This window comes from Flavisolibacter nicotianae, from assembly GCF_003628535.1.
Lineage (GTDB): Bacteria > Bacteroidota > Bacteroidia > Chitinophagales > Chitinophagaceae > Flavisolibacter > Flavisolibacter nicotianae.
Genome location: NZ_RBCI01000021.1, coordinates 1 through 26,030 on the forward strand (window position 1 = coordinate 1; position 26,030 = coordinate 26,030).

A 26,030-nucleotide genomic window follows, 5' to 3' on the forward strand; every position below is an offset into this window, starting at 1 on the left:
AAGTCATGAAATTTGTAATGCTTGTGTCTTTAACTGACTTGTTGAATTTCTGACTGAATGATGTGAAGAATGAAAAAATCAATATAATCGTTAGGAACGGTCTCATAAAAATTGCCTACAACGTAGAGAGGCTTTAAGCAGTACGGGAATTTATTGTACTTCAGCCTCAGTTATTTGCTGAAGCAAAATAGCAATTCTTTTGTTAGCAGATATTCATCAGCCCGTATTGCTAAAAGCCTGTGTTGTGCGCTGTGTCGCCATCAGTCGCTCGGGACTTTCCAAGCCATTTCCGGTCTTTCCTGGAAGTCCCAGCCGCTTAGCATTTGTCCAAGTCGATTAATTTCTGCAGGCTCCGCAACAATTCCAAATTCTGCTCGATAGGGTCCAGGAATACCTACCGCACTATTTACAACAACGTTTATGGCTGAATGTCCGCTGCTTTTAGATATGTATGCTTTCAGGTACAAATAATCCGCAGTTATGCGGTCCTTACCCTGTTCTAACTCGATAACGTCATTGATGGATTGTGGAAAGTCCAAAAGCTTTGTCCCAAATTCACTAAAAATGTCGGATGATCCATAAAGTTCAATACTTACACTACAGTCAGGAGAGCTTGCACTGAAATCAAACATTTCATCATTCGGCCTATATTTTATAGTTATTGATCCGCGCATAGGTCAGGGTTACGAGGTCACTTCATAGCGCACAACACGTAAATATATCGCATTGGAATCAGGAACTACAAAAAGTTCTCTCTTCATTTTCAATTGTTTACTATTCGCTATTTTAGATTGCTATTGGAACAATCCAGCCATTCACCACTCCACTTTCCCATTCCTATACAAATCATCCAGCGGATTGATCACGTTCACCAGTGCCCGTTTGCTTACGTGCAGGTACCGCTCCGTAGTCCGAATGTCAAAATGCCCCAGCAGTTCCTTTATGTAGCGGATATCGGTTCCTTTTTCCAGCAGATGTGTAGCAAAGGAGTGCCGCAAGCTGTGAATGCCCACTTCTTTGCGGATGCCCGCCCGCTCTTTGGCCAGTTGAAAGATCCGCTGAATGGTTTTGGTGGGGTAAGCTGTTTTGGTCCGCTCAGATTCAAAAAGGTATTCTACCGGCTTGGGCCGGTAGCCTCGCACATATGAACGCAGGATATCCAGCAACACAGGGCTCAGGTTTACATAGCGATCTTTCTTTCCCTTTGCCTGTTCCACGCGTATCTGCATGCGGTCACTGTCAATATGTTTGAGTTTGAGGGCCACTACTTCCGATACCCTGAGCCCCGCACTGTAGGCAGTAAAAAGCATCGCCTTATGTTTTTTGTTGGTAAGAGCCCTGAACAAGCGGCTCAGCTCCTCCTGTCCCAGTACCTTTGGCAAGAGCAATGGCTTTTTGGGCCGGGGAATTTCAAAAAAGAACTTTTCCCGCCCCAGCACCTGCTCAAAATAGAACTTCAGGGCATTGAGCCGGCTGTTGGCTGTGTTGGCACTCAGGCCTTCTTTTTCCATGCAATACACCATGTAACGGCGTAACTCATTCGGGGTGAGCGCATTCACGGGCTTTTGTTTGAGCACCTGCAATAACTGGAGGAATTCACCCCGGTAGGTGCGCAGCGTATTTATACTGTAGGCCTTTAGCTTTAACTGCTCCACAAAACGGTTCAGCGCAGCAAGATTGTCCCGACTCAGCTGCCAGGTGGCGGTATGTGCTGGTAATTTACGAGCAAAGGCCGGTTTAAAACCGACATGGTCACTACCTACGGGCCGAACTGGCACCAGCGTTTGCTTTACGTCATGACGCTTTTCCAGGTAGGCTTTTAACAGCCGTGTATCCAGTTGCGCCAGTGAGTTCAGGGCTGCTATAATTTGCTCGTACGAAGGCTTGCCCCAGGACATGTACCAGACCTTGTGAGTCTCACTCCATCTAACCCCGGGAAGTCTTCGAATCGCCAGGTTGATTTCCTTTTCAAAGGGAGCATGGATGGCGATCTGTTCTTTTCCGCGGTGATACAACGGCCGCAGTTCTATAGTAAGCATACACGTTAGTTGGTATGCTATTAAAAATAATAAATAAATTAAATATATAGAATTGTTTTTCTGCCAATGCTGGTAAAAAGGAGCCTTTCTTGTTCAAAAGAAAAGGAATTGTGCTTACCGGTAGCGGAAATGGCAGTTGCAAATCATAAGCAAGGCCTTCGGGCAAGCCAAAGGCCTCCGTAACTCCCATAGTACAGAAAATAGAGAAATATGCAGGAAGTGTTTTAAGCCTTCCGTTTTGAAACTTCAAAAGTATGTAGTAATGAAACGGCCAGCAATACCCACTTCAGGTATTTTTTGATTCTTCCGGCAAGATGTTGAATACCTACGTTATACCTTATTCTACACCAATGGCAAAATGAACAGGTGTCCCTACGGTGTTCCATATGGTGCTCACTTTTTGCTTTAGTTAGTTCCAGCAAAAGCAAACTAGTGTCCGGTAATAACCCGCGCAAGAGACTGAACGCCTGACTCAGGCTTTGTCCTCTTTTCAGCTTTATTTCACTGGCAAAACGTGCAATCACACAAGCAGTGTGCCGTATGTGTGCTTGCAATATTCTGCCTCAATGCACTTGAACGAAAAATTGGTATGTCACACTTAGTACGGTACACTGATAGATACCATGTGATAAAAGAACATTACAATGTAAACGGCAGAAATGATCTTTAAACATAGCCTATAGATCATTGCTTTTCATCCGGTTCATTCCCGTGGCTGGACAACCATCTTTTTAAACGCCACGAGATTTTGGGCGTATTGCTTTTTCACTTCATTTTCAAAGCTGTCCAGGTAGTTTTCGGTGGTGCGCTTGTCGGTATGCCCCAATGCCTCCTGGATAAACTCGGTGCTTACGCCGGAGCGTTTCAGCTGGGTACTGAAGGTGTGTCGTGAGACAATGGTGGTGATGTTTTTATCAATGCCCAGCTCTTCACAAATGGCTTTCATGCCGTCGTTTATGAATCGCGTAAAGACCGGCACCCGTTCATACTGCTTTAGCGGATTGAGATCATCACGCATGATGGGAAAAACATAGCTCTCCGGATGTTTGTCTTTGGTACCGTGCCTTTCGATAATATTCTGCATGTCTTCGGTAATGTACACTGTGATCGGCCTTGGATCGGTGCGGGTGCTGCGCTCGGTCTTGGCCCGGGTAAAGACAAAATACTCCCCTTGCATGTTCTTCCACTTCAGGTAGACGACGTCTTTGGGATTCATGCCGTTGCCAAAGTAGCAAAACAGCCAAAAGTCTTTTGCTTTTTGAAGTAGTGGAGACGAGGGCTCAGAGTAGTAGAGCCTTCCAATCACTTCCTGGTCAAGGGCTTTTTTGACCTTTTTGCCCGTAGGAATCTGGTACTTCCGCCGCCCAAAGGGATAGCACTTTTCTTTTTTGAGCAGCCCTTGTGCAATGGCCTCGTTGAACACCGCCCGGAGGTTGCGTAGCTTGATACCAATCGTGGTTCTTGATCTTCCCTTTTTGAGCATCCACTGCTCGTACTGGTGAAGCACACTCACAGTGACTTCGGCAAACAAGAGGTTGCCCCGAAACTGTAGAATGGAATTGTAAGAGTCCTTGTAAGCCAAGGCGGTGCCAATCCGCTCCTCCCGAAGGAGGTTTTTGATGCAGCGTAGATAGACTGCGCCAATGCTCTGGGCAGGTAAGTTCTTTTCCTTCAGAAGGGGAAAACGTCTGTTGTAAAGGCGGACGTCAACATCGTCTTCCTCAAAATCTTCTGCTTCCTCCGCCAGCTTTCGGCTTTTCAACAGGTCATGATGCTGGACAAAGTCCCGCTGGAACAGGTAAAAGCTAAACGCTTCTACTCCTTCCAAAAAATCTTCGGCTTCCCGCTGAATCCTCCTCACCCCATCCCGCACCCGCTGGAGTTTCGCACTGATGCGGGGTGCGGTGAGCTTCTGGTAATCGACTTCGGATAAGTTAAAAATGCTGGGGAAATGCTTTGTCTTTCGCTGGTGAGTAACCTGGAGCTTCAAGGGATAGGTTCCGTCCTTTTTCATTCGCCGGGTATCCAGAATAACACTTGTTGTCGTATGCATACTGGTTGATTTTCCTTGTTCACAAATGCACTCTTCACCAAAATTTGCAAACAGATTTGCAAACATCGACCGGTTAATGACCGTTCGTGGAAGGTCAACCAAGGTAAGAATAAAAACTCAAACTATTGAAAATCAATACCTTAGGTTAAAATAGAATAAACTAAGTTCAAATCAGTTAAGTTCCGAAACTTGCTTAAAATCCTGTTCGCAGCAATGCGAGTAACGGTTCAAGTCCGTTCCGGGGCACGCTCTTAAATCGAAGGTTCACTGTTGTGGACCTTTGTCATTTTTATACCCAGCCGGTAAGCAGCCAGAAGCTTTCATATCCTGATCTGGTAACGCAAAGCACCTTTTTGAAAAAATGCAAGGCCCAAATGCCGACATCACCACAAAGAATTCGGTTACCACAGAAGCCCCAAATCAATGGACCGGCCCACCACCAACAGCAACGGGTTTGTCATTTCAATAGCTGCTGAAAAAAAGATTGCTTCTTCCCTGGAAACCACCTCCCGAAAAAACAGGCGGCGTCAAAATAAGTGCGGACACCAGTCAGTGCTTCACGTTCCGTTGCTGTATTGTTGCAGTGAAAAGCCTTAGCGGTAAAACGTTTCAAAATTCCCCGTTATGTTTTTTAACGCCACGTCCCCACTCGCCGAATGTGCTCATTTCTCCTGGCGCGATGAAGCAGGTAAAATGGTGGAAACACCTGCCGGAAGCAAATTGACGATGCTCCACTTTCCGTTTTTATCAAACTGTTTTTTTGGCTTTTTGAAAAAGGTAAGCAAGAAGTGTGTGCAGGGTTTGAATTTTGCCATAATCTTCCTCCGGCGTGTCCATGCCGAATTGCTCATCAAGGGCCACGATGAACTGCAGATAATCGAATGAATCGATTTCCAGCGTTGTGCGGATATTGTCATCCGGCTTGAGTGTTTCCGGTTCTGTATCGGGCGCCACGCCTTTCAGCAGGCGAAAAATGACCGGTTTCAGTTCTTCTTCCGTCATAACGATTCGGGTTCTTGGAGGTAATGTTTGAAAGCCATTAAAAAGCGGCTGCCGATCTGGCCATCCGATGCGCGGTGGTCTGCGGCAAGCGTGGCCACCAGTACGGGACGAACATCAAGCATGCCATTTTCGGCCCAGGGTTGTTCCGAAATACTTCCCAGTCCTACCAGCGCCACCTGTGGCGGGTAGATCACGCCATAAACCGTTTCGGCACTTCCTTCTGCGAGGCTGGTCAGGGTAATGGTTGTATCGGTAATATCCGAGCTGCGCAGGTTTAGCGACCTGGCTCGCGGAATGATCTCGTTGATCCACTCCATGATTTCATCGATGCTTTTTTTCTCCGCGTCTCGAAGGGCAGGAATGAGAATGCCGCCGGTCCGCAAAGAGATCACAACGCCAATATTGATCGCCTCTTTTAACTGGAGACCGTCTTCCCAGTAAGCATTGAGTTGCGGAACTTCAGCCGCTGCCTTTGCCACCGCCTTGATGTACAAAGCCACCGGCAGCAGGCGTTGCTTCACGGAGCGCTGCTTGTTGGCCTCGGCCAGCCAGGCCAGCGCCTTGCGCATGTCTATTTTTGTTTCCAAGTAGTAGTGTGGTATTTCCCGGTTTGCCCTGCTCATGGCTGCAGCCACGGCCATGCGGATAGAATCGGCTGTTGCTGCTGTTTTTTCTTTTGGGGACGACGGCTGCTGCGCTGTTTCTGCACGCATTTCTTGTTCCGGTGTTTGCTTTTTTTCTGCCGCTGCATTTTCCACATCGGCTTTGGTGATCGCTCCTTCTTCACCCGTGCCTTTGATGATGGAAAGGTCAATGCTCAGGTCTTTTGCGATTCGTCTTGCTAATGGTGAGGCCTTGATTTCAGGCGGTGTTTGCACTGGAGCAATTACCTCTCTAGGCATTTCTCTTGCGGCGCCGGCTTCTTCAAGTTTTGTTGCCTTTTGCACCACTTCTTTTGTACCGTTCAGGATCGCCATCACCGTTCCGACAGGCACTTTTGCGCCTTCTTTCAACACAAGGTTTTCAACCGTGCCATCTTCGAAGACTTCAATATCGAACAAGCCTTTTTGCGTATCCACCAGCGCAATCACATCGCCACGCCTGACGGCATCGCCGGGCTTTACCAGCCACTCCACCAGTGTACCGGCTTCCATATCGGCGCCCAAACTTGGCATGCGAAACTCAATCATGTTGCAGCATTTTTTTTACGGCATTCACAATATCGTTTGGTTGCGGAAGGCAGGCATCTTCCAGGTGCTTTGGATAGGGAATGGGAACTTCCACTCCACCCAACCGCTTCACCGGCGCATCCAGTTCGTAGAACGCCTTTTCCATGATCCGGGCACTCACCTCGGATGAAACACTAACCGATCGCCAGGCCTCTTCTACCAGCAGAGCCCTGTGTGTTTTTCTAACGGAAGCCAAAAACGTTTCCTCGTCCAACGGACGCAATACCCGGAGGTCAACCACTTCCGCACGGATGCCGGTCGTTGCCAGTTCGTCGGCAGCGGCCAATGCTTTCGGCACAGCGGCTCCGTAGGTAATGATCGAAACATCGGTACCTTCTCTTCTCACCTTTGCTGTTATAATATCAACTGCGCCGGCATTGGAAGCGATCTCGCCTTCCACATTCAACAAATACGTGTACTCAAAAAGCAGCACTGGGTCCGGATCCTGCAGGGCCGTCAGCAACATGCCTCTTGCATCTTCATGCGTACCGACGGCCAGCACTTTCAGTCCCGGTATGGCCGCGTAAAACGGTTCCCAGCTATGCGAATGCTGCGCGGCCAGTTGCCGCCCGATGCCACAACTCATGCGGATCACGACCGGCACATTCAACTGCCCACCCGACATGTGAAACAGTGTTGCCGCGTTGTTGACGATCTGGTCCATGGCCAGGAAACTAAAGTTCACCGTCATGATTTCCACCACCGGCCGCAGGCCGGCCAGCGCTGCACCAATGCCCGCACCGGTAAACGCAGATTCCGACAAAGGCACATCCATGATCCGTTCTTCACCGAACTCTTTCAACAGGCCTTTGCTCACGGCAAACGCACCGCCGTAGCGTCCCACGTCTTCGCCCATCAAAAACACACGGTCGTCTTTTTTCAAGGCTTCCCGGATGCCTTGCTTTAACGCTTCACGATACGTGAGTTTTATAGTGCTTCCTGCCTGCTCCATGGCAATTATCCCTTCAGTGAAGAAACCGGTTGTTTGCCCACTTCCACTTTTTCAGTGGAGCGGTATTTATTGACGGCGTCGATGAGCGGTGCAAGATTTTCCATTTTCACTTCGTCAAGGTCGGACTGCATTGCTTTTTTCTTTTCAGGATCTTTCAGCATCCGTGCTGCCATGTTTACCATGAACCGGTCGATAAAATGAAGCTCTTTGTGAATTAATCTTCCCGGAAGAAACGTAACCTCGCAACGGTTGCGGAATTCTATCGGAACGCTGTCCTCAACAAACTTGTTTCGCTTTGCCTGTTCTTCGGGAGCCGTCGCATTTACCACAAACAGAAACAGTTTTTTGTTGCTGATGTGTTTTACATTTTTCTTTAACCATTTTCGAATCCTGAATTTGCCGTAATACACAGACGTCCCTATTAGCAGCATGTCCGCGTCATTGAGCTGGTCAAGGGTAACCTCTCCGGAGTGGATGACACGGAGGCCCAACTTTTCGCCCAGCCAACCCGCATATTGTTTTGTTGCCCCGTATTTGCCGTTGTAAACGATCACTGCTTTCATACATCTTTTTTTTAACTGGCGGTAGCAGCAGCTTGTTTTACCGCTTGCATTTCAGGTTTCAAGCTGCCTATCGCTGTAAACAAATTGTGTTAACTGTTCAATGGGTTCCCAAATTCCCGCTTCCGCAAAAGCCACTGCTTTTTGCACCTCCTCTTCTACTTTGTTTTGAACTATTGCCGCTTCCTCTGGTGTGATAATCCCTTGCTGCATGGTGTTTTGCCGGAGTAGTTTTATTGGATCTTTTTTCTTCCACTCTTCTACTTCCGCTTTTTCCCGGTACAGTTCCGAATCAAACATCGAATGCGCACGAAAACGGTAGGTATTGCAAACAAGGAAGAAGGGCCTGCCCGTCGAACGCACTTTGCCGGCTGCTTCTCCTGCAGCCTTCTCCACCGCCAGTACATCCATTCCATCAACCGCCGTTGCTTCCACACCGTAGGCCACCGCTTTCTTTTCCAGTTCCTGCACCGCATGGGTAAAGCGGATAGCCGTGCCCATTGCATAAAGGTTATTCTCGCAAACCAACAACAAAGGCACCTGCCACAGGGAAGCGAGGTTCATCACTTCGTGAAACTCTCCTTCCGCCGCGGCGCCTTCCCCAAAAAAGCAACAGGCAATGTTGTTCTTCTTTTGTTTTTTGGATGCCAGGGCCATGCCCAGGGCCAGCGGCAGGTGACCGGCCACAATGGCATTGCCGCCGAAAAAATTTTTGCCTTTGTCAAAGATGTGCATGGAGCCACCGCGTCCCCGGCTGCAGCCTTCCTGCTTGCCATACATTTCGGCCATCACCACACCGGGTTCAACACCTCTTGCCAGGGCATGCCCATGCTCGCGATACGTTGCCAAAATGAAATCCTCCCCTGTCAATGCCTGCAGCACGCCAACGGCTACCGCTTCTTCGCCGATGTACAGGTGCAAAAAGCCACGGATCTTTTCCTGCGTGTAGAGCTCCGCACATTTTTCTTCAAAGCGCCGGATCAGCATCATCTGCTCCAATAGCAGCAATGCATGTGCTTTTCCGATGACTCCAGTTTTCTCTTGTTTTAAGGCAGTTTCCATGATAACACATTAACCAAGTTCAAGCGTGGAAAGATCACCTTCCGGCAAATGGAGCTCTCTTGCTTTCAGCAGGCGCCGCAAAATCTTCCCGCTTTTTGTTTTGGGTAATTCGTTTATAAAAGAAAGTTCTTTGGGTGCAACGGCTGCGCCGAGTTTCTTGCGGGCAAAACCAAGGATGTCCATTTGCAAGGCTTCGCCGGTTGCAAACCCGGCCTTCAGTACCACAAAGGCTTTCACCAGTTCGCCAATCACCGGGTCGGGTTTGCCGATCACGGCTGCTTCAGCCACCGCATCATGCATCATTAATACGTTTTCTACTTCAAACGGTCCCACCATATGTCCGGATGTTTTGATGATGTCATCGGCCCTGCCTACAAACCAGAAATACCCATCGGCATCTTTTTTTGCCAGGTCGCCGGTGATGTACCAATCGTCATGAAAACACTTGCGGTAACGTTCTTCATCATGCAGGTAGGCCCTGAACATCGAAGGCCAGCCTTTTCTCAGCACCAAATGCCCTTGTTGGCCTGGTTCGTCAATAACCCGGAAACTGTCTGCTGTAATTTCCGCGACCGCCGCCTCCACACCGGGCAGCGGTTTTCCCATTGAGCCGGGCTTCACCTGCATGAACGGAAAATTCGCGATCATGATGCCGCCGGTTTCGGTTTGCCACCAGTTGTCGAGGATAGGTCGGTCAAACATCTTCTCGCCCCAGCGTACTGCCTCTGCATGGAGCGGCTCGCCAACGCTGAGGATCAGCCGTAGGTTTTGCAGGTCGTATCGTTCGCGGGGCTTGATGTCCATGCGCATCAACCGGCGTATAGCTGTCGGCGCCGTGTACCAGATGTCGACTCTCTGTTCTTCCAAAATGGCATACCACCGGGCTGCATCAAATTCTTCTTCGTCCACGATGTTTGTAACGCCGTTGACCAGCGGTGCAATAATGCCATAAGAGGTGCCGGTAACCCAGCCCGGATCGGCCGTGCACCAAAAGATATCACCCGGCCGAAAGTTCAGGACATATTTACCCGTGATGTAGTGAAATAAAACGGCGTTGTGCACGTGCAATGCTCCCTTGGGCATGCCCGTGGTTCCGCTGGTAAAATGCAGCAGCGCAGGATCGTCCGGCGACGTATCCGGGATGGCAAATTGCTCCGATGCCTCTGCCATCAGTTGTCGCAGCGACAGGGCTTTTGCATCAACATGTTTTTCGGCGTTCGTTAGCAAAACAAAGCGAAGCGCAGGCAGCCGTTCCAGCAACTGCTTAATCTTTTTTTCAAAAAAAGCTGTTGTTGTTACCAGAACTTTGGCACCGCCGCGTGAAAGACGCTGAAAGACGGGTTCGGGGCCAAAGACAGAAAAGAGAGGACAAAAAACAGAGACGTTTTTCAGGGTACCCAGGGCTGCAATATAAAGTTCTGTCTGGCGGCCGAGCAGGGTGAAAACCGTTTCACCTTTGGCAATGCCTAGCCCCCGCAATACATTGGCAAAGCGGGAGGTTTCTTTTTGCAAATCGCTGTAAGTATACTCCTTGACCGTGTTGCCTTTGGCAATGAAGCGAAGTGCAACGGTTTGCGCAAGCCCGCTGTTGGCATGCGTGTCCACAGCCTCGTGGGCGATGTTCAGGCCTCCCTGCGGCAGCCCGTCCAAAAGGCTTCGTTCATTCTCAAAACTAAAATTGTCGCACAGGCTTTCGTAAGCCGTTCGCTTGCCGGCCTGCGTGCCTGGTAGTGAACTGTTTTGCATATAGAAAGCAGAAAGAATAAAGCTATTGTTCCGCATCGTAAGTAAACTATGACGACTATCAACCACCCGTCTGATGGTGAGTAGTAAATCCCGGGGCAAGCGGTGATGAGTAAGAAATTGGGGAGATGAAGGAAGTATAAAGTGTGTGATGACCGCATGCAACAGCCGTTTTGCAAGGCGATGCGATCAGGTAAGTAATCTCTTCCTACTTCAAAAAACGGTACCACTCGCCGTATTGCCGCTTGCCTGATTTTCTCCTGTCATTCAAGTTCAGCCAGATGCTACCAACAAGGCTGATGAGAAAACCGATCAAGGTCACATTTTCCACCAGCGTTTCGTTAAAATCAATCCCGGTTAGTTTGAGTAAAAGAAAATGAATGTAGGAACGCTGCTGGTCATGAAAGCCCAGGTGTTCCCGTACTTTCCAGTGCCAGTCGGTACAAAAACAATAACCCCAGCCAAACCAGATACCGAGCACAAACCAGGAAAAAGCGGTTAACAAAAGCGTGATCAAATTCCACCGCCGCGTCTTGCGAAACAGCCAGCCGGCGAGATTAAAAAGTGTGAAAATGGTATGAAAAACAAAAAAGAAAACATTCAGAAATGCGTACCACATGAACATTGGCAATGACGGTTACGAAAACAACGGATAAACGTGTGCAAAGAAACGAAAACGGAGTGCAGCGGTAAACTGGTATTGTTGACCATGTGAAAGTCTGCCGGTGGCGCTGAAATATGCGGTTTCTGTTGCCGGCCTGCCTGGTAAGACCGAATGTGTCACTATCAAAAACGCAAAGGAAAGACAAGGTTGTTATTGCCCGGGAGATCTACGCAGAACGAAAGCGAAAGGCATCTTTCGTTTGCACACTCTCCTCCATTTAACGGGAGCTTCTGCTATCCGCAGAAACTCCCGTTGCCTGACAGTATTCTTCATTACCTGTCAGATGAATTCTCCTTTTTCATTCAACTTCACTTTGAGCCGCTTGTCGCCATTTTGCAGCGTGAGTTTGTAGATCTTTTTGGCACCGCTTTCTTCATAGTAATTCACCATGTAAGCATCTTCCGCGATATTCCATTGCGGGAACCTGTCAATTACGGCTTTTGTAACGGCTTTTGGAAGAGCCACGTTCTTGTATTTTTCAGCGGTGCGCAACAGCTTCCCATCCTTGTCATAGGCCGCCAGGATCTCACCCTGCGGGATGAAAAACGAAATGAAATAGGTATCATAGTCATCTTCATAGTAGTCGGATTGTTTTACATCGTATTCGGCCGCCTGCTTTTGCAACAGTTTGACGGGTTGGGCCAACTCTTTTTGGTCCACTGCACTCAGGTACTTATACCGTACGGCTTTCACGGTGATTTCCGGCAGCACTTCCTGCGCCATTGCCTGCATGCCCAACCCCAGAACAAAGGCACAGAGCAGCGGCATTCGATTGTACATTTTCATCTTAGAGGTTTTAGGTGGTGAGCAAATTATTTACAGCTTACCAGGGTTTGGTAAACGCTTGCCGAAAATATCACTCCACAGGGGTATTAGAAATGATAGCGGTTAGGGTAATACAATGAGAGGCATCAGGCAATGTGAACTTGGCCGGGGCTTACCGGTTCGGAAAAACATATCGTTGATTGTTTAGTATCACATCTGCTTTATTGAGCGGAACAGCGCTGGAAACTCCGGTGCGGGTTTCCGATACGTTTTCTTCCGATTGACATTGGTCATCCAAAATAGTGCGAATTGTCAATGCCGGCGACGATCCCCGTCATGGAAAACCATAAACAGACAAGTATATCTTCAATCAGCAGGAAGCGAAACGAAAGCTTTAATGCAAATACTCCTTCCCCCTGGCAGAAACAGCAACGTCCTTGAAAATTGACTACAGACCATAAAACATTTTTTATGAAACAGTTGGTTGTTATCAAATCAGTGCAAAGCAGGGTTCGATACGAGGAATCGGAAGTCCAACGCATCATCAACAAGCAAGTGGGAAACAACTGGTGGCGTTTTAGAAAACGCTGCAAAACAACTGCGATTATCGATGGATTTGCCACATTTTCGACAGTTTCAGTCACCGTCCCTTTACGTGGAATGATCGAGATTGTTTTCCTGGCTACAAGGGGTGAAATCACTTATTTGCAGGTGCCTTCTACTACACATTTCGTTGCCACCTTCATTGAGCGAAAGAATCATTTCACTCCTGTACTTTCCGTTTCCCTTTCCTAAGCACAAATCCCGTATTGAATCACAGGTTCACAGTTCGGCGCAACTTAGACTTTTGCAACAAACATGGCTGCTTGTGTCCGAAGCTGAAAAACAAATTCGACAAAAGGACCGGGTTTTGTCCGTGCATACACCCTGCGTAATCTCCGGCCAGGAGTTATGATTGTGGTTATCAAACAGGCTAATCGCAATCATTCTGCCAGCGACCTGTTTACCGGAACTTGCAAAACAAACTCTTTGATTGCCCGGTGCTGTATTTCTTCACGGTAAAAAACTTTATTATGGATACCCACATTACGTCAAGAAAAAAGACAGGAAAGAAGATGCCGGAATCCATAACGACTCCTCAACGCAGCGGCGGAACCGCGATGCAGGTGCTGCTTTTCTGCGGCATTCTTTCTTCCGTGTGGTATGTCGCCATCAACCTATTTGTGCCGCTTTACTTTCCGGGTTATCGTTCGGCCTCACAAGTTGTAAGCGAGCTTTCGGCAATCGGCGCGCCAACAAGAACATTGTGGATTGTGTTAGCCATGCCGTATACCTTGCTCATGATCGCCTTTGGATGGGGTGTTTGGAAATCGGCGGGCACGAACCGCCGGCTGCGCATTGCCGGAGGCCTGTTGCTTGCCTACAGTGTGCTGGGTGTGCTTTGGCCCTTTACGCCGATGCACCTACGCGAAACCCTGGCCGCCGGTGGCGCCACCTGGAGCGATACGATGCACATTGCATTGGGTGTGGTCACGGAAGTGCTGTATGTAGCCGCACTGCTATTTGCGGCAGCGGCGCTGGGCAAGCCGTTCCGCCTCTACTCCGTCATTACACTTGTTGCTCTTTTACTCTTTGGCACCCTAACCTTTTTGGATGCGTCAGGCATCGCCGCCAACCAGCCAACACCCTGGATCGGTGTTTGGGAGCGCATCAATATCGGTGTCTTCCTGCTTTGGGTAGTGGTGCTGGCAATGTTGCTGCTGCGCAGGAAAACCAACCCCTCCGTTTCGCCGGCTTAACCATTTTTATCAACGCAAAACAAGCAACATGAATACCATCAGCACACTTGTGCAAATCCTTTTTGCTATTGCCGGTTGCATTGCCGTTCTCGTGAGCATCCCGCTCTTTTTCGCTTTCCGCTGGCCGGCGGCAGCCATGTGGGGCCTGAAACTGTTTGTCTCCGCTTTATCACCCCTGTTCGCCCTGGTTGGTATTGTAACCTCTTTTGCCGGGATTTGGACAGGTTCGGTCTTCACCAGTTGTGTTGGCATTGCGGCCCTTTGGATCTATGTCTTCCATATCATCCGCATCACCCGCCCACCCGCTGCCGCAAGCGGCTTTGATAAGGTATTTGGACACGGTTGGGAAAACAACATCACACACGAAAAGAAAATATATTTCTTACCCTTTCGCACGACCTTCCGCATGCCTGCTGTTCCGGAGCCCCGGCTAAAACAAAACGTTTCTTTTGCTACCATTCCCGGCACCAGTCGCGAGCTTTTGTGCGATGTGTGGCAGCCACCGGAAGACGTGAGCCCGACAGGCATTGCACTGATTTATCTGCACGGCAGTGCATTTTATTTTCTTGACAAAGATTGGGGCACCCGGCCTTTTTTCCGCCACCTCGCGGCCCAGGGATATGTCATCATGGACGTGGCTTACCGTCTCTCACCGGAAACGGACATCATGGGCATGGTGCACGATACCAGGCGGGCCATTGCCTGGATGAAAGAGCAGGCAAACAGTTATGGCATCCATCCCGACCGCATTGTTCTTAGTGGCGGTTCGGCCGGTGGACACCTGGCTTTGCTAACGGCCTATACCACGAATGACCGGTCATTCACGCCGCAGGGTTTAGCAGGAAAAGACCTTGGTGTTTGTGCCGTAATTTCCCTCTATGGCACTAACGACCTGGAAGCCCTGTATTACCACACCAACCAGCACCTTACAAGCCGCGCCGTTGCTGGTAAGCCCCGGAAAGCGGTACCCACCAAAATGCCGGGATGGATGGTAAAAGCGATCGGGAAAGATTATCAACGCCTGGGTCTGGACAAGGACTTTGCCAGCATCGGCTCCTTGTCAATTATATTGGGCGGGCACCCGGATGAATGCCCGGAACAATATGCACGTTTTTCACCCATTACGCATGTCCATTCGCACTGTCCCCCGACACTGCTGATCCACGGCGCACACGATATCATGGCGTCCGTGGCAGCCACCCGTCGCCTGTATACGCGGCTGGTGGAGGAAAACGTTCCAGCCATCTTGCATGTGCTGCCGCAAACCGACCATGGTTTTGACCTGGTACTGCCAACAATTTCGCCGTCGGCACACAATGCGATTTATGATGTGGAGCGGTTTCTTGCGTTGATCGGCATCGGGAAGGGAACGGTAGATGTCAGGCAGCCTGCAGCAACCGTTTTATTTCAACAGGAACAACGTCCCACCCGTTCCTGACCGCGAGGAATACCATGCATCTAAACAAGGCAACGATGGTACAGGCCCTCTATTGCTTTCCGCATTTGCCAATAGCGCACCCGGGAAACAAATCTCTTCAAGCCTTCTGATTCACCCGCCGTCGTATGTAATGGCAAGCACCGAAAAGGATGAAAGGTTTTCTGCTAAACCCTTTTTAAAAGCGGAACTGGTAACCGAGTGAAACTCGTTTATAGTAGTTGTGCTTTTTCTCGGTGGTGTTATTTGGATATAAACTTTTCAGCAGGAAATGTCCCCATTCGTACTCGGCAAAAACCTTCTTCAGCACCTGGCACCGAAGCGCAGTGATGGAATTCAAAACCCGGTAGTCGGCATTTTTCCCGTCAAGCGTGTGCAGCCACCCAACCGAAAAATTGGAGCGAAGCCCGATCCGGTTGAAAAAAAACAGATTCGCCATGCCTGCCAACCCAGCCCCGTTGCCATAATCGTAATTACGTTTTTTCCCTTTGAACAAATCCTGGTCGCTGATGGCAGCGAGGCCAATCAGACTGAGACCAGTCTCGGTTTGCAAACTGGATTTAAGCGGCAGTTGAAAGCGTGAATGCAAAGAAAGTTGCAGGCTTTGCAGGCCGTAGGAAAAAGCCGTGTTGTTGTAATAATCAGAGTTCAGCAGGAGCAGGAGCGAATGGCTGCGCAAATCGGTTTGCCGCAAGTTCCACCCGGTTAAATTGCCCCTGATGCGGGCAATGTTAAATACCGTAGAGTCGGACGTACCCAGTTCCAGCAAAACCGCAAAATAGGCGAAGGGAATTGTTACCGATGCATTGGGGGCACCATACACAAAGTTCAACCGCGTGAACCATTCGCCACGGGTTTCTTTTCGTTCGTGGTCTTCTGCCCTGTTGTATTGCCGGCTGCCCCCCGAGAGTTCAAATTTGATGGTGGTCGTATCAAAAACATGCCATTGTGCCAGTTGCCGTTTTTTGCTCGTGAGGGTCGAAAAACCATTCATGGGATCAACAGCAATGCCGAGTACATCCAGTGCATTTTTTCGCCGTCCCGTACGCCAGTTGTGGGTCAACCGCATGGCCAGCCGGTGAGTCATTTCGCCCCAGGCCATACCACCCAATGTTGTATTGATTAAATCATTGATCGCCGGCTTTTCAACTTCACCCACAAGCTCCCAAAGCAGGCTTCCGCCAAATGTTGCCGTTGATGCCTGCCAGAATCCGTAGCCTTCGGAGCGAAAGGCATTGAAATAATAACTCCCATGATAAGGATGCGAAAACTGGTTGTTGAGGAATTTGTCACGGTCCCATTCCCAGCTTGAAAGATGAAGATTCTCACCAATGCTTTGCCAGGAAATAAAGGAGAAACTTTCCCGCCGGATAAAATAATCAATGGAGAACGGAAGGACATTTGCCAACATCAGTTTCGCTGTTGCTGCCGGAAAATTGTGCTTCCCGGGAAAGGTGGTATCTCGACTGACAACAACCGCGTTTGCAGAATCATCAACCTGGGCGTATGCGCTGGACAACCCGATGCATAAAACAACTGCGAAAACACCTAAACAATTTCGCACAAAGCACATTTCTAGTCCAATTGATGCACTGCAAGAATGCAGTCCTTACGGCACCTGCCTTCCGCAGCATTCAAAAAGAATCATCGTTCCTGCATGTTCCAATTTCCTGGCGTGGCCAACTGCGCCGGCAGCATTAGTTTTTCAAAGAACCTCGCCGATTTTTTTACCTGTCGCCTGGATGGAACTTTTACGAATTTATTTCGCTACGCGGGAAATGGCAATGATGGCCATCAAACAGCAGGCTGCTTCGTATCAGGACAGCTCATTCGCTGCGAGCCGAATTCGACAGGCCGAAATAGGTTCAGCTAGGGCTTCATACTGAAAGTGGCTAACACGGGGAAATGGTCACTTGATTTAGAGGATTCCATTTTACTGGCATCGATGAGTTTTAGGCCTTTGGAAAAGATATAATCGTGCCTGGGTTTCAGCAACCCGAAAAAGGCACTGGCCGTAGTGCCCACTGTGGCGGTTGACCAATCAAACCCGCCGTTCCTGAATTTTTCCACAGCCAGCCTGGATGATTTCGAAAACAACGTGTTGAAATCCCCGCCGATCAAAACATATTTAAAAGAAGGCAATTGCATCCTGGCATGTTCGATGATCGCATCCACCTGGTCCATTCTTTTCTTTCTGCTCATCACCACGGTTTCCGTTTGAACACTGTAGACCAGGATTTTTTCCCCGTGGACGGTCACTTCTGCAATCGTAACAAGCCGGCGACTCTTGCTCAGCGGTTTTGCGTGAGGCAATAATAATTTTTCGGGACAGGTGATTGTCCCTTTTGTGAGGATCGCATTTCCAACGTCTTTTTTGGCAGAGATTTGGTGCACAATGGGAATGTACAGGTAGTTTAACCCGAGGGTCTTTGCAATTTCTTCCACGCCTTTTTCATCCATTTCCTGCAGGAGGAAAACGTCGGCATTCCTTGTTTTCTGGAACTGCTGCAATTCGGAAGCTGCCAGTTGTGTCTTAACAGCTTTGCGAATATTAAACGTAACCACGCTCAGCGAATCGGCTTGTTCTGCTGCCTGCAACGTTGTTTCGCCGGAATGGAAAACCGGCCGGTCCGGCTCGTTGTAAACCTGTACCGTTCCGCACGACAGCACGAGGGTTGCAATCACCAACAAGGACGATGGAACGATAAGCCATTTCTGCAGGTGTTCCAGCGACAAAAACCTCGTTTTGGCTGAACGGTATCCAACCAGTAAACGAAGAACAAAGACTACTCTTTTCATAAGAACTGTTTAGAAGCGTGAGTGAAACCAAATTGTTTGATCGGTGAAAACAATAGAAACTGCACCAGGCCATGAATGTCATGACAGCGTTTGAACAATGCGGTGCTTTACCAGCTTTTTCTCTTCTGACCTGCACAAGCGATTACGGCAAGCAACGGTGCTCTCTATCTAACCAATAATACCAATTTATCCGGTGCGTAAAACGTTAAATGGCCTTGCTGTTTGGTAAACAATCGATAACGAAGGTGAATCAATAGCTGTTTGCTCTCCGGCGAATGAAATGTAAGAACACCGCGTTTTGAAAGTTGTCCTGGATTATTTCCTTTACCTTCTGATTTCAATCCGTTTCGCCGGGATGGCGTCAGGAAAATGAAAAAAAGTTTTTCCCCAGCAAAACTCTTTCACCTGCTTTCTCCCGGCAGTTTAGTTTTAAAAAGCTGTCAATAGCATTGGCAGAACTGGATGCTTCGATCAGAACGATTATCGCAGGCGTGCTTTCTTCCAGGAAAGCATTTTGAAAAAGCTTACCGGCTAATCACTATGGTTGTAATGGAGCGGGTTTCAATGCAATTTTCTTTAATCATGGCAATGGATACAAGCGCATGTTGTCTTCCGCACCAGCCGATGTAACGTATTGCCTTTTATTTTTCATTCGTTTGACACCGGGCATGTCCAGTAGAATGTCCCGGGAGGATGTGGTGTAATTGACTGCAACAACAACCAATTCTTTTTTCCCTGTGAAGGCACACAGCATTACATCCTGCGCAGCCTTCCGGCTATCCGGTTCGTCTTTTCTCACAACAACGATGCGCTTCATACCAGGCCGGATAAACCGGCTGTAATGGCCCAGTGCCCAAAGGTTCTTGGTGACGGCAAAATCACCGTCGGTATTTGCAGCATATATTTTTAGCGCAATCATGTAATAGCGTGAGTCAAATTCGGCACTTCCGGGTTCCCAGGCATTCCAAAACTGCCAGGCTGTGGCGTTGGCAACTGTAAGGCCATGGTAAATCACCTTGGCAAGAAAAGGCGCACAATCCATGGCCGGCACTCTTTCTTCTTTCCCTTCCTTGTAACCATCGGCCAGCATGCAGTACTCGGACTGCCAAAAAGGAGATACCGTATCTGGCCGCGGTATCCCGCAGCCGGCTTCGTACAGCTACCCTGTAAAATCCATCACAGACCCGACGCCAAATGAATTGATCGATATTACCCATTTGAAAAGAGCAGCAAAACGATGGGCAGCAGGAGACTACCGGGTTTATGAGGTGGCAGGAATGGTGTGTTACAGTTCGCGAACGAATTTCGGCAGAAACTTTTCAAACAGTTTGGCATGACTTCAAAGAACTACCAGAAAACGAAACAAGCCGGCAAACCTCGTCTCCAGTCCGACCCACGGACTCAGAAAGAAAATGCCCCTGTAGAAACAAGGGCATGAAGAATGTTTGCTAAAAATAAATCACTAAAAATTCGTTTGCCGTTCTCCTCCTGTCGCCTTTCATCCATCATCTTCAATCTATCCTCTCCCCGTCCTTTATCAACCTACCAGAATTTAATATAGATGGCTGCCAGGATGAGCAGGGTAGCCACGATCATGGCGATGATCGAAGGCTGTACTTTGAACATTTTTTTGTCCAGTGCAAAGGCTTTGGGATTGATCCTCGGCCCAGCCAGCGAGATGGCGATCATGGCCACAGCAGTGAAGAAGAACGACCATCCCATGCTAATCTGGAAGGGAATTTCGTAAACACCGGCATCGTTCTTAAAGGCCGTGTACAAAATTGTTTCATGTCCAAGGAGAGGCACAGCTCCCAGTTTAAAGAACACCGACATGACAAGCCCCATGATCAGTCCCACTACAGCCGCAGCTCCCGTGGTGCGCTTCCAGAACATTCCCAACAGGAACATGGCCAGCACACCCGGTGAGATAAAACCGGTGTACTCCTGGATGAACGTAAAGCCGCCCTTTCCGCCAATGCCCAGCAGGTCCTTCCACTCGAAGATCACCGCGAAGGCAATGGCCACCAGGGCTACTATCCGGCCGATCCACACCATCTGCTTTTCCTCTTTGTTGTCTATCGCGGTTGCAGCATGTTCTGCTTTGAGCAGTTCCGGTGTCGCCAGGTCAGCCCCGACGGAATGCTGGAGGGCAAAGCTGCTTTTGCGCTTGAAGTATTTCATGTGAATGTCCAGTGTGTAGATGGTGGCAATGCTGTTCAACTTGCCGGCCAGTGAGGCGACGATCGCCGCCGTCAGCGCTGCAATGGCAAGGCCTTTCAGTCCCGGTGGCAAAAAGCCCAGGATGGCAGAGTAGGCATCATCCATACCCCGCAAGCCAGGCAAGTGCCCATTGGCGTGCAGCACGTAGGCAGCAATTCCCGGCAGCATCACAATGATGGGCATCATCAGCTTTAGAAAACCGGCAAAGAGGATACCCTTGCGGGCTGTATTCAAATCAGCACCCAGGGCCCGCTGTGTGATATATTGGTTACAGCCCCAGTAGTTCAGGTTTATGATCCACTGGCCAGCAAAATAGATGGTAATGCCCGGCAGGATCAGGTATTTGTTGATGTATTCCTGCGAGGAGTTGGCATCCGGCTTGGGCAGGATCATTTTGAAGTGATCGGGTGCCTGCGCCATCAGGGTTTTAAAACCAGCCACCGCACTGCTGCCTGCCCCAAACTTTTCGCCCACAATGGTGAGAGCAAAATAGATTGTTGCAAATCCACCGATGATGAGCACCGCGACCTGGATCACATCGGTAAAGCCGATCACCTTCATGCCCCCCAGGGTAATGATAAGCGAAAATACCGCCAGGGCCAGGAGCACCGTGTGCAAGTATTCGGGACCAATCAGCCCGCTGATGGCAATGGCACCGAGATACAGGATAGAGGTCAGGTTGACCAGCACATACAACAAGAGCCAGAAAATGGCCATGATCAGCGACACGGTTTCGTTGTAGCGGGTCTTGAGAAACTGCGGCATGGTGTAGATGCGGTTTTTCAGGTACACCGGCATAAACCACACGGCAATGATGATGAGGGCAATGGCGGCAATCCACTCATAGGCCGCTACACCGATACCCAGAAAATAGCCGTTGCCCGACATGCCGATAAACTGTTCGGCCGAAATGTTCGAAGCAATCAGCGAAGCACCGATGGCCCACCAGGTGAGCGAACCCTCGGCCAGGAAATAGTCGTGCGAGGCGGAAACAGCCGCTTTTTTCTTTCGGCTGTAGACCCAGTAGCCATAGCCGGCTACAATCACGAAATAGATAAGAAAGACAAGAAAGTCAATCGTTTTTAATGAACCCATGTTTTGGTGGTTTTAACAGGTTTTAAGTTGATAATACACGTCGTTCCAGCGGAGTTCATTTTTGAACTGATAGAGATTTGTCTCCCTGCCGATCTTAACGTATTCGATATTCGCCATGTCGGCAAAATCTTCCATGTGTGTTGCGGTGAGGTTCTGGCTGTAGCAGGTGTGGTGGGCACCGCCGGCAAGGATCCATGCCGCACAGCCGGTCTTCATATCCGGCAGCGGTTTCCAAAGCACCCGTGCCACGGGCAGTTTGGGCAGGTCGTGCTGCGGCGCTACGGCTTCCACTTCGTTCACCACGAGGCGGAAGCGGTTGCCCATATCCATGAGCGATGCATTGATGGCCGGTCCTGCCGCCACGTTGAATACCAGGCGCACCGGGTCGGCTTTGCCGCCAATGCCCAGCGGATGCACTTCGCATTTGGGTTTGCCATCGGCAATGCTTTCGCAGATCTCCAGCATGTGCGAACCAAGCACCATCTCGTTGCCGGGTTCAAAATGGTAGGTGTAATCTTCCATAAAGGAGTTCCCACCCTTCAGGCCTGTACCCATCACCTTCATGGCGCGGACCAGGGCCGCCGTTTTCCAGTCGCCTTCACCGGCAAAGCCGTAGCCTTCCTTCATCAGGCGTTGCGCCGCAATGCCGGGCAGCTGCACCATGCCGTGCAAATCTTCAAAAGTGTCAGAAAAGCCTTTGTAGCCGCCTTCCTGCAAAAACTGGCGAAGACCGGCTTCGATCCTCGCGGCTTCCCGCAGCGAGCCAGCCTGCCCGTTCAGCAGCGCCGAAGAAATGGCGTAGCTGTCCTTGTAGTCTTCCAGCAGGGTATCGACGGTTTTGTCGTCCACACCGTTAATTACCTTCACCAGGTCGCCAATGCCGTGGGTGTTGACAGCATAGCCAAATCGGAGTTCCGCCTCCACCTTGTCGCCATCGGTGACGGCCACGTAGCGCATGTTGTCGCCAAAGCGAACAAATTTGGCTCCCTGCCAGTCGTGCCAGCCGGCAGCAGCCCTGGCCCAGCCTTCGATCTGCGAGATCACGTCTGCATCCTGCCAGTGGCCAACAACGACTTTGCGGTTGCGGCGCAGCCGCGAAACCATAAAGCCAAACTCACGGTCGCCATGCGCCGACTGGTTCAGGTTCATGAAATCCATATCGATGTCGCTCCAGGGAATGTCGCGGTTAAACTGCGTGTGCAGGTGCAAAAGGGGCTTTGCTAAAATCTTCAGCCCCGTGATCCACATCTTGGCGGGTGAGAACGTATGCATCCAGGCAACGATGCCGATACAGGCTTTTGCGTTGTTGGCTTCGGCGCAGATAGCGGTCACTTCCTCGGTGCTTTTTACCGTGGGCTTGAATACCACACGCACCGGAATTTGTGCAGCGTTATCCAGGCTTTTGGCAATCTGCTCGGAATGCGCCGCCACTTGTTTTAAGGTTGCTTCTCCGTAGAGGTGCTGGCTGCCAGTGACAAACCACACTTCCATTTGCTTCAAATCAGTCATTACAGTTCGGTATTTAGATGAGACATTATGTTGCGCTTGTTGAAAGACCTGTAGGTCTAGCGTTCTTTTTATTTTACACCTGACCGTAGTACGACAGCGGCCCGTGCTTGCGTTCAAAATGTTTTTTGATCAGCGCATCCTTGAGCCGGGGCGCCTCCCGGTTGATCTGCTCTGTGAGTAATGCCATCTGCGCCACCTGCTCCAGCACGGCGCTATTGTACACCGCCTTCTCCGGCGTTTTGCCCCAGGTAAAGGGGGCATGGTTGCCCACCAGGATCATTTCCACTTCTTCATACGAAAGTCCGAGCTTTTCAAAGTGGTTGAGGATCTGGAAGCCGGTCTGGTGTTCATAGTCACCTTCGATCATGCTGTCTTCCATTGGCGGCGCACAGGGAATGTCTACGGTCAGGTGATCGGCATGCGTGGTGCCAAAGATGGGAATAGCCCGCTGTGCCTGCGCCCACGACGTAGCATAGGTGGAATGGGTGTGCACGATGCCACCGATCTTTTCCCAGTGCCTGTAGAGCACCGCATGCGTTTTGGTGTCGGAAGAAGGACGCATATTTCCTTCCACCACGAAGCTGTCAAAGTCTACCACCACCATCTTTTCCGGTGTGAGATCTTCGTAAGGAATGCCACTGGGCTTGATGGCAAAAACGCCTTCACCGCGATCGACAGCACTGACGTTGCCAAAGGTGAAAAGCACCAGTCCTAATTTCGGCAGCTGCATGTTGGCATCGTAAGCGGCTTGCTTGATGTGTTCGTAACGGCTCATATGGCAGTCTCCAGTTGTGTTTGCGAGTTGAGAGTTGAGGGTTGAGATTGGGTCGTCTCGCTTTCGATGTAGGCGCCAAAGGATTTGTATTGCTGGTAACGTTTTGCGTAAACGGGAACAGCTTCTTCGTTGGGATCGTATTCCGCGTCGAAGCCCTGTCCCATCGCCTGCATGGCGTCTTCCACTTTTGGAAATAAGCCTGCGGCGGTGGCAGCAAACATCGCGGCACCGAGTGCGCAGGTTTGCTCCGAGCGGTGGATGCGGATGGGCATGTTCATTACATCGGCCATCATTTGCATGATAAACGGCGATTTTTTGGCGACACCACCAAGCCCAATCAAACCTTTTACGGGAATGCCTTGCTCCACAAAACGGTCCACGATGGCTTTGGCACCAAAGCAGGTGGCTTCCACCAACGCACGAAACATGCGAGGTGCATCGGAGCCCATGCCCAGGCCACCGAAAGCACCTTCCAACAATTGGTTAGCGTCGGGAGTGCGGCGACCGTTGATCCAGTCAAGGGCAAATTCGCCGCCTTCTTCCAGCGGAAGCTGGGCGGCCTGCCGGCTCAGTTCGGGAATGATTTTATCGGTGGTTTCATCCACCAGTTTTTTGATGGTATCGGCGTCGAGCAACTGGGATTGGGCCAGTAAATTTTGCACCGGCCAGGCCAGTACATTTTTAAACCAGGCATAGGCATCGCCAAAAGCAGACTGGCCGGCTTCCATCCCGATCATGCCGGGAATGATAGAGCCAGTCACATGGCCGCAAATGCCCCGCACCAGGGTATCCGCCACTTCCTCCGGCGGCGCCACCAGCATATCGCAGGTGGACGTGCCCATTACCTTGCTGAGGTAATACGGCTCGATCTGGCCGCCCACAGCGCCCATGTGGCAGTCGAAGGCGCCTACACCAATTACCACATCTTCGGGCAGGCCAAGTTTGTCGGCCCACTCTTTTGAAATGGTACCTGCCGGTTCTGCGGAGGTATAAACTTTATCAAAAAGTCGGGAGGTAAATCCATCCAGCAGGGGATCGAGAGAGGCAAAAAATTCATTGGGCGGAAGGCCGTTCCAGGCTTCGCTCCACAGCGATTTGTGACCGGCCGAGCATACGCCACGCCGGATGTCTGCGGCTCGTTTACCACCGGTCAGCACAAAGGGAATCCAGTCACAATGTTCAACCCAGGAATAAATGGCACCCCGGACGGCTTCGTCTTCCCGCAGCACATGCAGGAGCTTGGCCCAGAACCATTCGGAGGAATAAATGCCGCCAACGTATTGCAGGTAGTTCACATCGAATGCCGCGGCATGGCGGTTGATCTCGGCGGCTTCCTGCACCGAAGTATGATCTTTCCACAACACGAACATGGCGTTGGGATTGTTCTGGAACTGCGGCTGAAACACCAGCGGTGTTCCGCTTTCATCCACGGCAACCGGTGTCGAGCCGGTGGTATCCACCGATATGGCTTTGACGTTTGCGGCCACGCCAGGGCCGGCCTGCAGCAGGCAACGTTTGATGGTCTCTTCCAATCCCTCGAGGTAATCCAGCGGGTGCTGGCGAAACTGGTTGATACCGGCATCGCAATAGAGCTGCTGCTTCCACCGCGAATACAAAAACACCGCAGACGCGACCTCTACCCCATTACTTGCATCCACAACAATGGAGCGAACGGAGTCCGTTCCATAATCCACACCTATGACATACGAATGAGACTGGCTCATGATTTTTTTTCACAAGTTAAAGAGTTGGAGAGTATAAAACGTCATTTTGACGTTTTATATTGAAAACTTTCTTTGCCGCCTTCACAATAGAGACTGTATCGAGCCCGTATTTTTTCATCAGTTCAGCCGGTGTGCCGCTTTCGCCAAAGGAGTTGTTTACGCCGATCATTTCCACCGGTGTGGGAAGATGGCGGCTTAAGACCTGGCAAACGGCGTCGCCCAGGCCGCCATTGAGCTGGTGTTCTTCGGCGGTGACCACATCGGTACAGCCAAGCGAGCCACCGGGGTGGCCCGACTGGCAGGCATGCACCATGCGCACAATGTCCCGTCGTACCTGCGAGGCAATATTTTTTAATCGATGCAGATCGGTTTGTTGCTCTGTTTGCGTCATTGTTGGTTGATTAGTTCTATCAATGAATAGCTGCCAATGGTTTTACGCCACTGCGTCTTCCACCACGGTTTGGTGTTGCATCTTTTTCGAGTCCTCGATGAATTTGGCAAGACCACTGTCCGTCAGCGGGTGCTTCAAAAGACCCAGGATCGAGTCGAGCGGGCAGGTGCACACATGGGCACCGGCTTCGGCGCACTGGGTGATGTGGTTGGGC

General features: G+C 50.2%; 23 protein-coding genes. 4 read left to right on the forward strand and 19 right to left on the reverse strand.

Annotated features, from left to right (window positions below; genetic code table 11):
* Nucleotides 1-260: 260 nt before the first annotated feature.
* The 11 genes from D6024_RS25470 to D6024_RS25520 form a co-directional block, all read right to left on the reverse strand.
* On the reverse strand, nucleotides 261-674 hold the full coding sequence (locus D6024_RS25470; RefSeq protein WP_162945028.1) for a hypothetical protein: 414 nt from the start codon (nucleotides 672-674) through the stop codon (nucleotides 261-263).
* 141 nt (nucleotides 675-815) lie between these two features.
* Nucleotides 816-2,039, reverse strand: a complete 1,224-nt coding sequence (locus D6024_RS25475) for a tyrosine-type recombinase/integrase (RefSeq protein WP_240410163.1) — start codon at nucleotides 2,037-2,039, stop codon at nucleotides 816-818.
* Nucleotides 2,040-2,742: 703 nt separating this feature from the next.
* Nucleotides 2,743-4,092: a site-specific integrase gene (locus D6024_RS25480; RefSeq protein WP_162945029.1), complete on the reverse strand. Its 1,350-nt coding sequence runs from the start codon at nucleotides 4,090-4,092 to the stop codon at nucleotides 2,743-2,745.
* Between the two features lie 747 nt (nucleotides 4,093-4,839).
* Nucleotides 4,840-5,094, reverse strand: coding sequence for an acyl carrier protein (locus D6024_RS25485; RefSeq protein ID WP_121357655.1), 255 nt, complete (start codon nucleotides 5,092-5,094; stop codon nucleotides 4,840-4,842).
* Complete coding sequence (locus D6024_RS25490) at nucleotides 5,091-6,284, reverse strand: dihydrolipoamide acetyltransferase family protein (protein WP_121357656.1); 1,194 nt, start codon at nucleotides 6,282-6,284, stop codon at nucleotides 5,091-5,093. Before D6024_RS25490 ends, D6024_RS25485 begins: the two co-directional genes overlap by 4 nt.
* Nucleotides 6,277-7,275: an alpha-ketoacid dehydrogenase subunit beta gene (locus tag D6024_RS25495; RefSeq protein ID WP_121357657.1), complete on the reverse strand. Its 999-nt coding sequence runs from the start codon at nucleotides 7,273-7,275 to the stop codon at nucleotides 6,277-6,279. The genes D6024_RS25490 and D6024_RS25495 overlap by 8 nt, the downstream gene beginning before the upstream one ends.
* 5 nt (nucleotides 7,276-7,280) lie before the next feature.
* Complete coding sequence (locus tag D6024_RS25500; protein WP_121357658.1) at nucleotides 7,281-7,838, reverse strand: flavodoxin domain-containing protein; 558 nt, start codon at nucleotides 7,836-7,838, stop codon at nucleotides 7,281-7,283.
* 51 nt (nucleotides 7,839-7,889) lie between these two features.
* Entirely contained in the window at nucleotides 7,890-8,897 is a 1,008-nt protein-coding gene (gene pdhA / locus D6024_RS25505; protein ID WP_121357659.1) for a pyruvate dehydrogenase (acetyl-transferring) E1 component subunit alpha, read from the reverse strand.
* 9 nt (nucleotides 8,898-8,906) lie between these two features.
* On the reverse strand, nucleotides 8,907-10,679 hold the full coding sequence (acsA, locus tag D6024_RS25510) for an acetate--CoA ligase (protein WP_240410164.1): 1,773 nt from the start codon (nucleotides 10,677-10,679) through the stop codon (nucleotides 8,907-8,909).
* Between the two features lie 169 nt (nucleotides 10,680-10,848).
* A complete protein-coding gene (locus D6024_RS25515) occupies nucleotides 10,849-11,259 on the reverse strand; it encodes a DUF2784 family protein (RefSeq protein ID WP_121357672.1) in 411 nt (136 codons plus the stop codon).
* A gap of 324 nt (nucleotides 11,260-11,583) precedes the next feature.
* Nucleotides 11,584-12,090, reverse strand: a complete 507-nt coding sequence (locus D6024_RS25520) for a nicotinate-nucleotide adenylyltransferase (protein ID WP_121357660.1) — start codon at nucleotides 12,088-12,090, stop codon at nucleotides 11,584-11,586.
* Between the two features lie 450 nt (nucleotides 12,091-12,540).
* Between D6024_RS25520 and D6024_RS25525 the strand changes: the two genes are divergently transcribed.
* The 3 genes from D6024_RS25525 to D6024_RS25535 all read left to right on the forward strand — a co-directional run bounded on the left by D6024_RS25525 (nucleotide 12,541) and on the right by D6024_RS25535 (nucleotide 15,306).
* Nucleotides 12,541-12,864, forward strand: a complete 324-nt coding sequence (locus tag D6024_RS25525) for a hypothetical protein (protein ID WP_121357661.1) — start codon at nucleotides 12,541-12,543, stop codon at nucleotides 12,862-12,864.
* Between the two features lie 278 nt (nucleotides 12,865-13,142).
* Entirely contained in the window at nucleotides 13,143-13,868 is a 726-nt protein-coding gene (locus tag D6024_RS25530; protein WP_240410165.1) for a DUF998 domain-containing protein, read from the forward strand.
* Between the two features lie 28 nt (nucleotides 13,869-13,896).
* On the forward strand, nucleotides 13,897-15,306 hold the full coding sequence (locus D6024_RS25535) for an alpha/beta hydrolase (protein ID WP_240410166.1): 1,410 nt from the start codon (nucleotides 13,897-13,899) through the stop codon (nucleotides 15,304-15,306).
* A gap of 175 nt (nucleotides 15,307-15,481) precedes the next feature.
* Here D6024_RS25535 and D6024_RS25540 read toward each other — a convergent pair whose 3' ends face one another.
* Entirely contained in the window at nucleotides 15,482-16,714 is a 1,233-nt protein-coding gene (locus tag D6024_RS25540) for a DUF3943 domain-containing protein (RefSeq protein WP_162945030.1), read from the reverse strand.
* Here D6024_RS25540 and D6024_RS26955 point away from each other — a divergent pair.
* Nucleotides 16,686-17,189: a hypothetical protein gene (locus tag D6024_RS26955; RefSeq protein WP_162945031.1), complete on the forward strand. Its 504-nt coding sequence runs from the start codon at nucleotides 16,686-16,688 to the stop codon at nucleotides 17,187-17,189. The two genes, D6024_RS25540 and D6024_RS26955, sit on opposite strands and share 29 nt — an antisense overlap.
* On the opposite strand, the gene D6024_RS25550 is transcribed toward D6024_RS26955, so the two are convergent.
* The 7 genes from D6024_RS25550 to D6024_RS25585 form a co-directional block, all read right to left on the reverse strand.
* On the reverse strand, nucleotides 17,173-18,102 hold the full coding sequence (locus D6024_RS25550; RefSeq protein WP_121357664.1) for an endonuclease/exonuclease/phosphatase family protein: 930 nt from the start codon (nucleotides 18,100-18,102) through the stop codon (nucleotides 17,173-17,175). The two genes, D6024_RS26955 and D6024_RS25550, sit on opposite strands and share 17 nt — an antisense overlap.
* A gap of 580 nt (nucleotides 18,103-18,682) precedes the next feature.
* A complete protein-coding gene (locus D6024_RS25555; RefSeq protein ID WP_317125289.1) occupies nucleotides 18,683-19,261 on the reverse strand; it encodes a glycoside hydrolase in 579 nt (192 codons plus the stop codon).
* 383 nt (nucleotides 19,262-19,644) lie between these two features.
* Entirely contained in the window at nucleotides 19,645-21,417 is a 1,773-nt protein-coding gene (locus D6024_RS25565; RefSeq protein WP_121357667.1) for a sodium:solute symporter family transporter, read from the reverse strand.
* Between the two features lie 12 nt (nucleotides 21,418-21,429).
* Entirely contained in the window at nucleotides 21,430-22,926 is a 1,497-nt protein-coding gene (gene araA, locus D6024_RS25570) for an L-arabinose isomerase (protein WP_121357668.1), read from the reverse strand.
* Between the two features lie 73 nt (nucleotides 22,927-22,999).
* On the reverse strand, nucleotides 23,000-23,701 hold the full coding sequence (gene araD / locus D6024_RS25575; protein ID WP_121357669.1) for an L-ribulose-5-phosphate 4-epimerase AraD: 702 nt from the start codon (nucleotides 23,699-23,701) through the stop codon (nucleotides 23,000-23,002).
* The gene (locus tag D6024_RS25580; RefSeq protein ID WP_121357670.1) at nucleotides 23,698-25,425 is read right to left on the reverse strand and encodes a ribulokinase; all 1,728 of its coding nucleotides are present in this window, start codon (nucleotides 25,423-25,425) and stop codon (nucleotides 23,698-23,700) included. The genes araD and D6024_RS25580 overlap by 4 nt, the downstream gene beginning before the upstream one ends.
* A 16-nt stretch (nucleotides 25,426-25,441) precedes the next feature.
* Nucleotides 25,442-25,816 carry a transketolase C-terminal domain-containing protein gene (locus D6024_RS25585; RefSeq protein WP_240410167.1) on the reverse strand — a complete coding sequence of 125 codons (375 nt, stop codon included), beginning with the start codon at nucleotides 25,814-25,816 and terminating at the stop codon, nucleotides 25,442-25,444.
* Nucleotides 25,817-26,030 lie beyond the last annotated feature (214 nt).

Coding starts and splice junctions, on each gene's coding strand:
- pdhA (WP_121357659.1), bottom strand. CDS start 8,897: ATGGAAACTGCCTTAAAACAAGAGAAAACTGGAGTCATCGGAAAAGCA.
- D6024_RS25515 (WP_121357672.1), bottom strand. CDS start 11,259: ATGTGGTACGCATTTCTGAATGTTTTCTTTTTTGTTTTTCATACCATT.
- D6024_RS25565 (WP_121357667.1), bottom strand. CDS start 21,417: ATGGGTTCATTAAAAACGATTGACTTTCTTGTCTTTCTTATCTATTTC.
- D6024_RS25540 (WP_162945030.1), bottom strand. CDS start 16,714: ATGTTGGCAAATGTCCTTCCGTTCTCCATTGATTATTTTATCCGGCGG.
- araA (WP_121357668.1), bottom strand. CDS start 22,926: ATGACTGATTTGAAGCAAATGGAAGTGTGGTTTGTCACTGGCAGCCAG.
- D6024_RS25480 (WP_162945029.1), bottom strand. CDS start 4,092: ATGCATACGACAACAAGTGTTATTCTGGATACCCGGCGAATGAAAAAG.
- D6024_RS25470 (WP_162945028.1), bottom strand. CDS start 674: ATGCGCGGATCAATAACTATAAAATATAGGCCGAATGATGAAATGTTT.
- D6024_RS25585 (WP_240410167.1), bottom strand. CDS start 25,816: ATGACGCAAACAGAGCAACAAACCGATCTGCATCGATTAAAAAATATT.
- araD (WP_121357669.1), bottom strand. CDS start 23,701: ATGAGCCGTTACGAACACATCAAGCAAGCCGCTTACGATGCCAACATG.
- D6024_RS25495 (WP_121357657.1), bottom strand. CDS start 7,275: ATGGAGCAGGCAGGAAGCACTATAAAACTCACGTATCGTGAAGCGTTA.
- D6024_RS25475 (WP_240410163.1), bottom strand. CDS start 2,039: ATGCTTACTATAGAACTGCGGCCGTTGTATCACCGCGGAAAAGAACAG.
- D6024_RS25520 (WP_121357660.1), bottom strand. CDS start 12,090: ATGAAAATGTACAATCGAATGCCGCTGCTCTGTGCCTTTGTTCTGGGG.
- D6024_RS25550 (WP_121357664.1), bottom strand. CDS start 18,102: ATGAAAAGAGTAGTCTTTGTTCTTCGTTTACTGGTTGGATACCGTTCA.
- D6024_RS25535 (WP_240410166.1), top strand. CDS start 13,897: ATGAATACCATCAGCACACTTGTGCAAATCCTTTTTGCTATTGCCGGT.
- acsA (WP_240410164.1), bottom strand. CDS start 10,679: ATGCGGAACAATAGCTTTATTCTTTCTGCTTTCTATATGCAAAACAGT.
- D6024_RS25580 (WP_121357670.1), bottom strand. CDS start 25,425: ATGAGCCAGTCTCATTCGTATGTCATAGGTGTGGATTATGGAACGGAC.
- D6024_RS26955 (WP_162945031.1), top strand. CDS start 16,686: ATGGAGAACGGAAGGACATTTGCCAACATCAGTTTCGCTGTTGCTGCC.
- D6024_RS25490 (WP_121357656.1), bottom strand. CDS start 6,284: ATGATTGAGTTTCGCATGCCAAGTTTGGGCGCCGATATGGAAGCCGGT.
- D6024_RS25525 (WP_121357661.1), top strand. CDS start 12,541: ATGAAACAGTTGGTTGTTATCAAATCAGTGCAAAGCAGGGTTCGATAC.
- D6024_RS25530 (WP_240410165.1), top strand. CDS start 13,143: ATGGATACCCACATTACGTCAAGAAAAAAGACAGGAAAGAAGATGCCG.
- D6024_RS25500 (WP_121357658.1), bottom strand. CDS start 7,838: ATGAAAGCAGTGATCGTTTACAACGGCAAATACGGGGCAACAAAACAA.
- D6024_RS25485 (WP_121357655.1), bottom strand. CDS start 5,094: ATGACGGAAGAAGAACTGAAACCGGTCATTTTTCGCCTGCTGAAAGGC.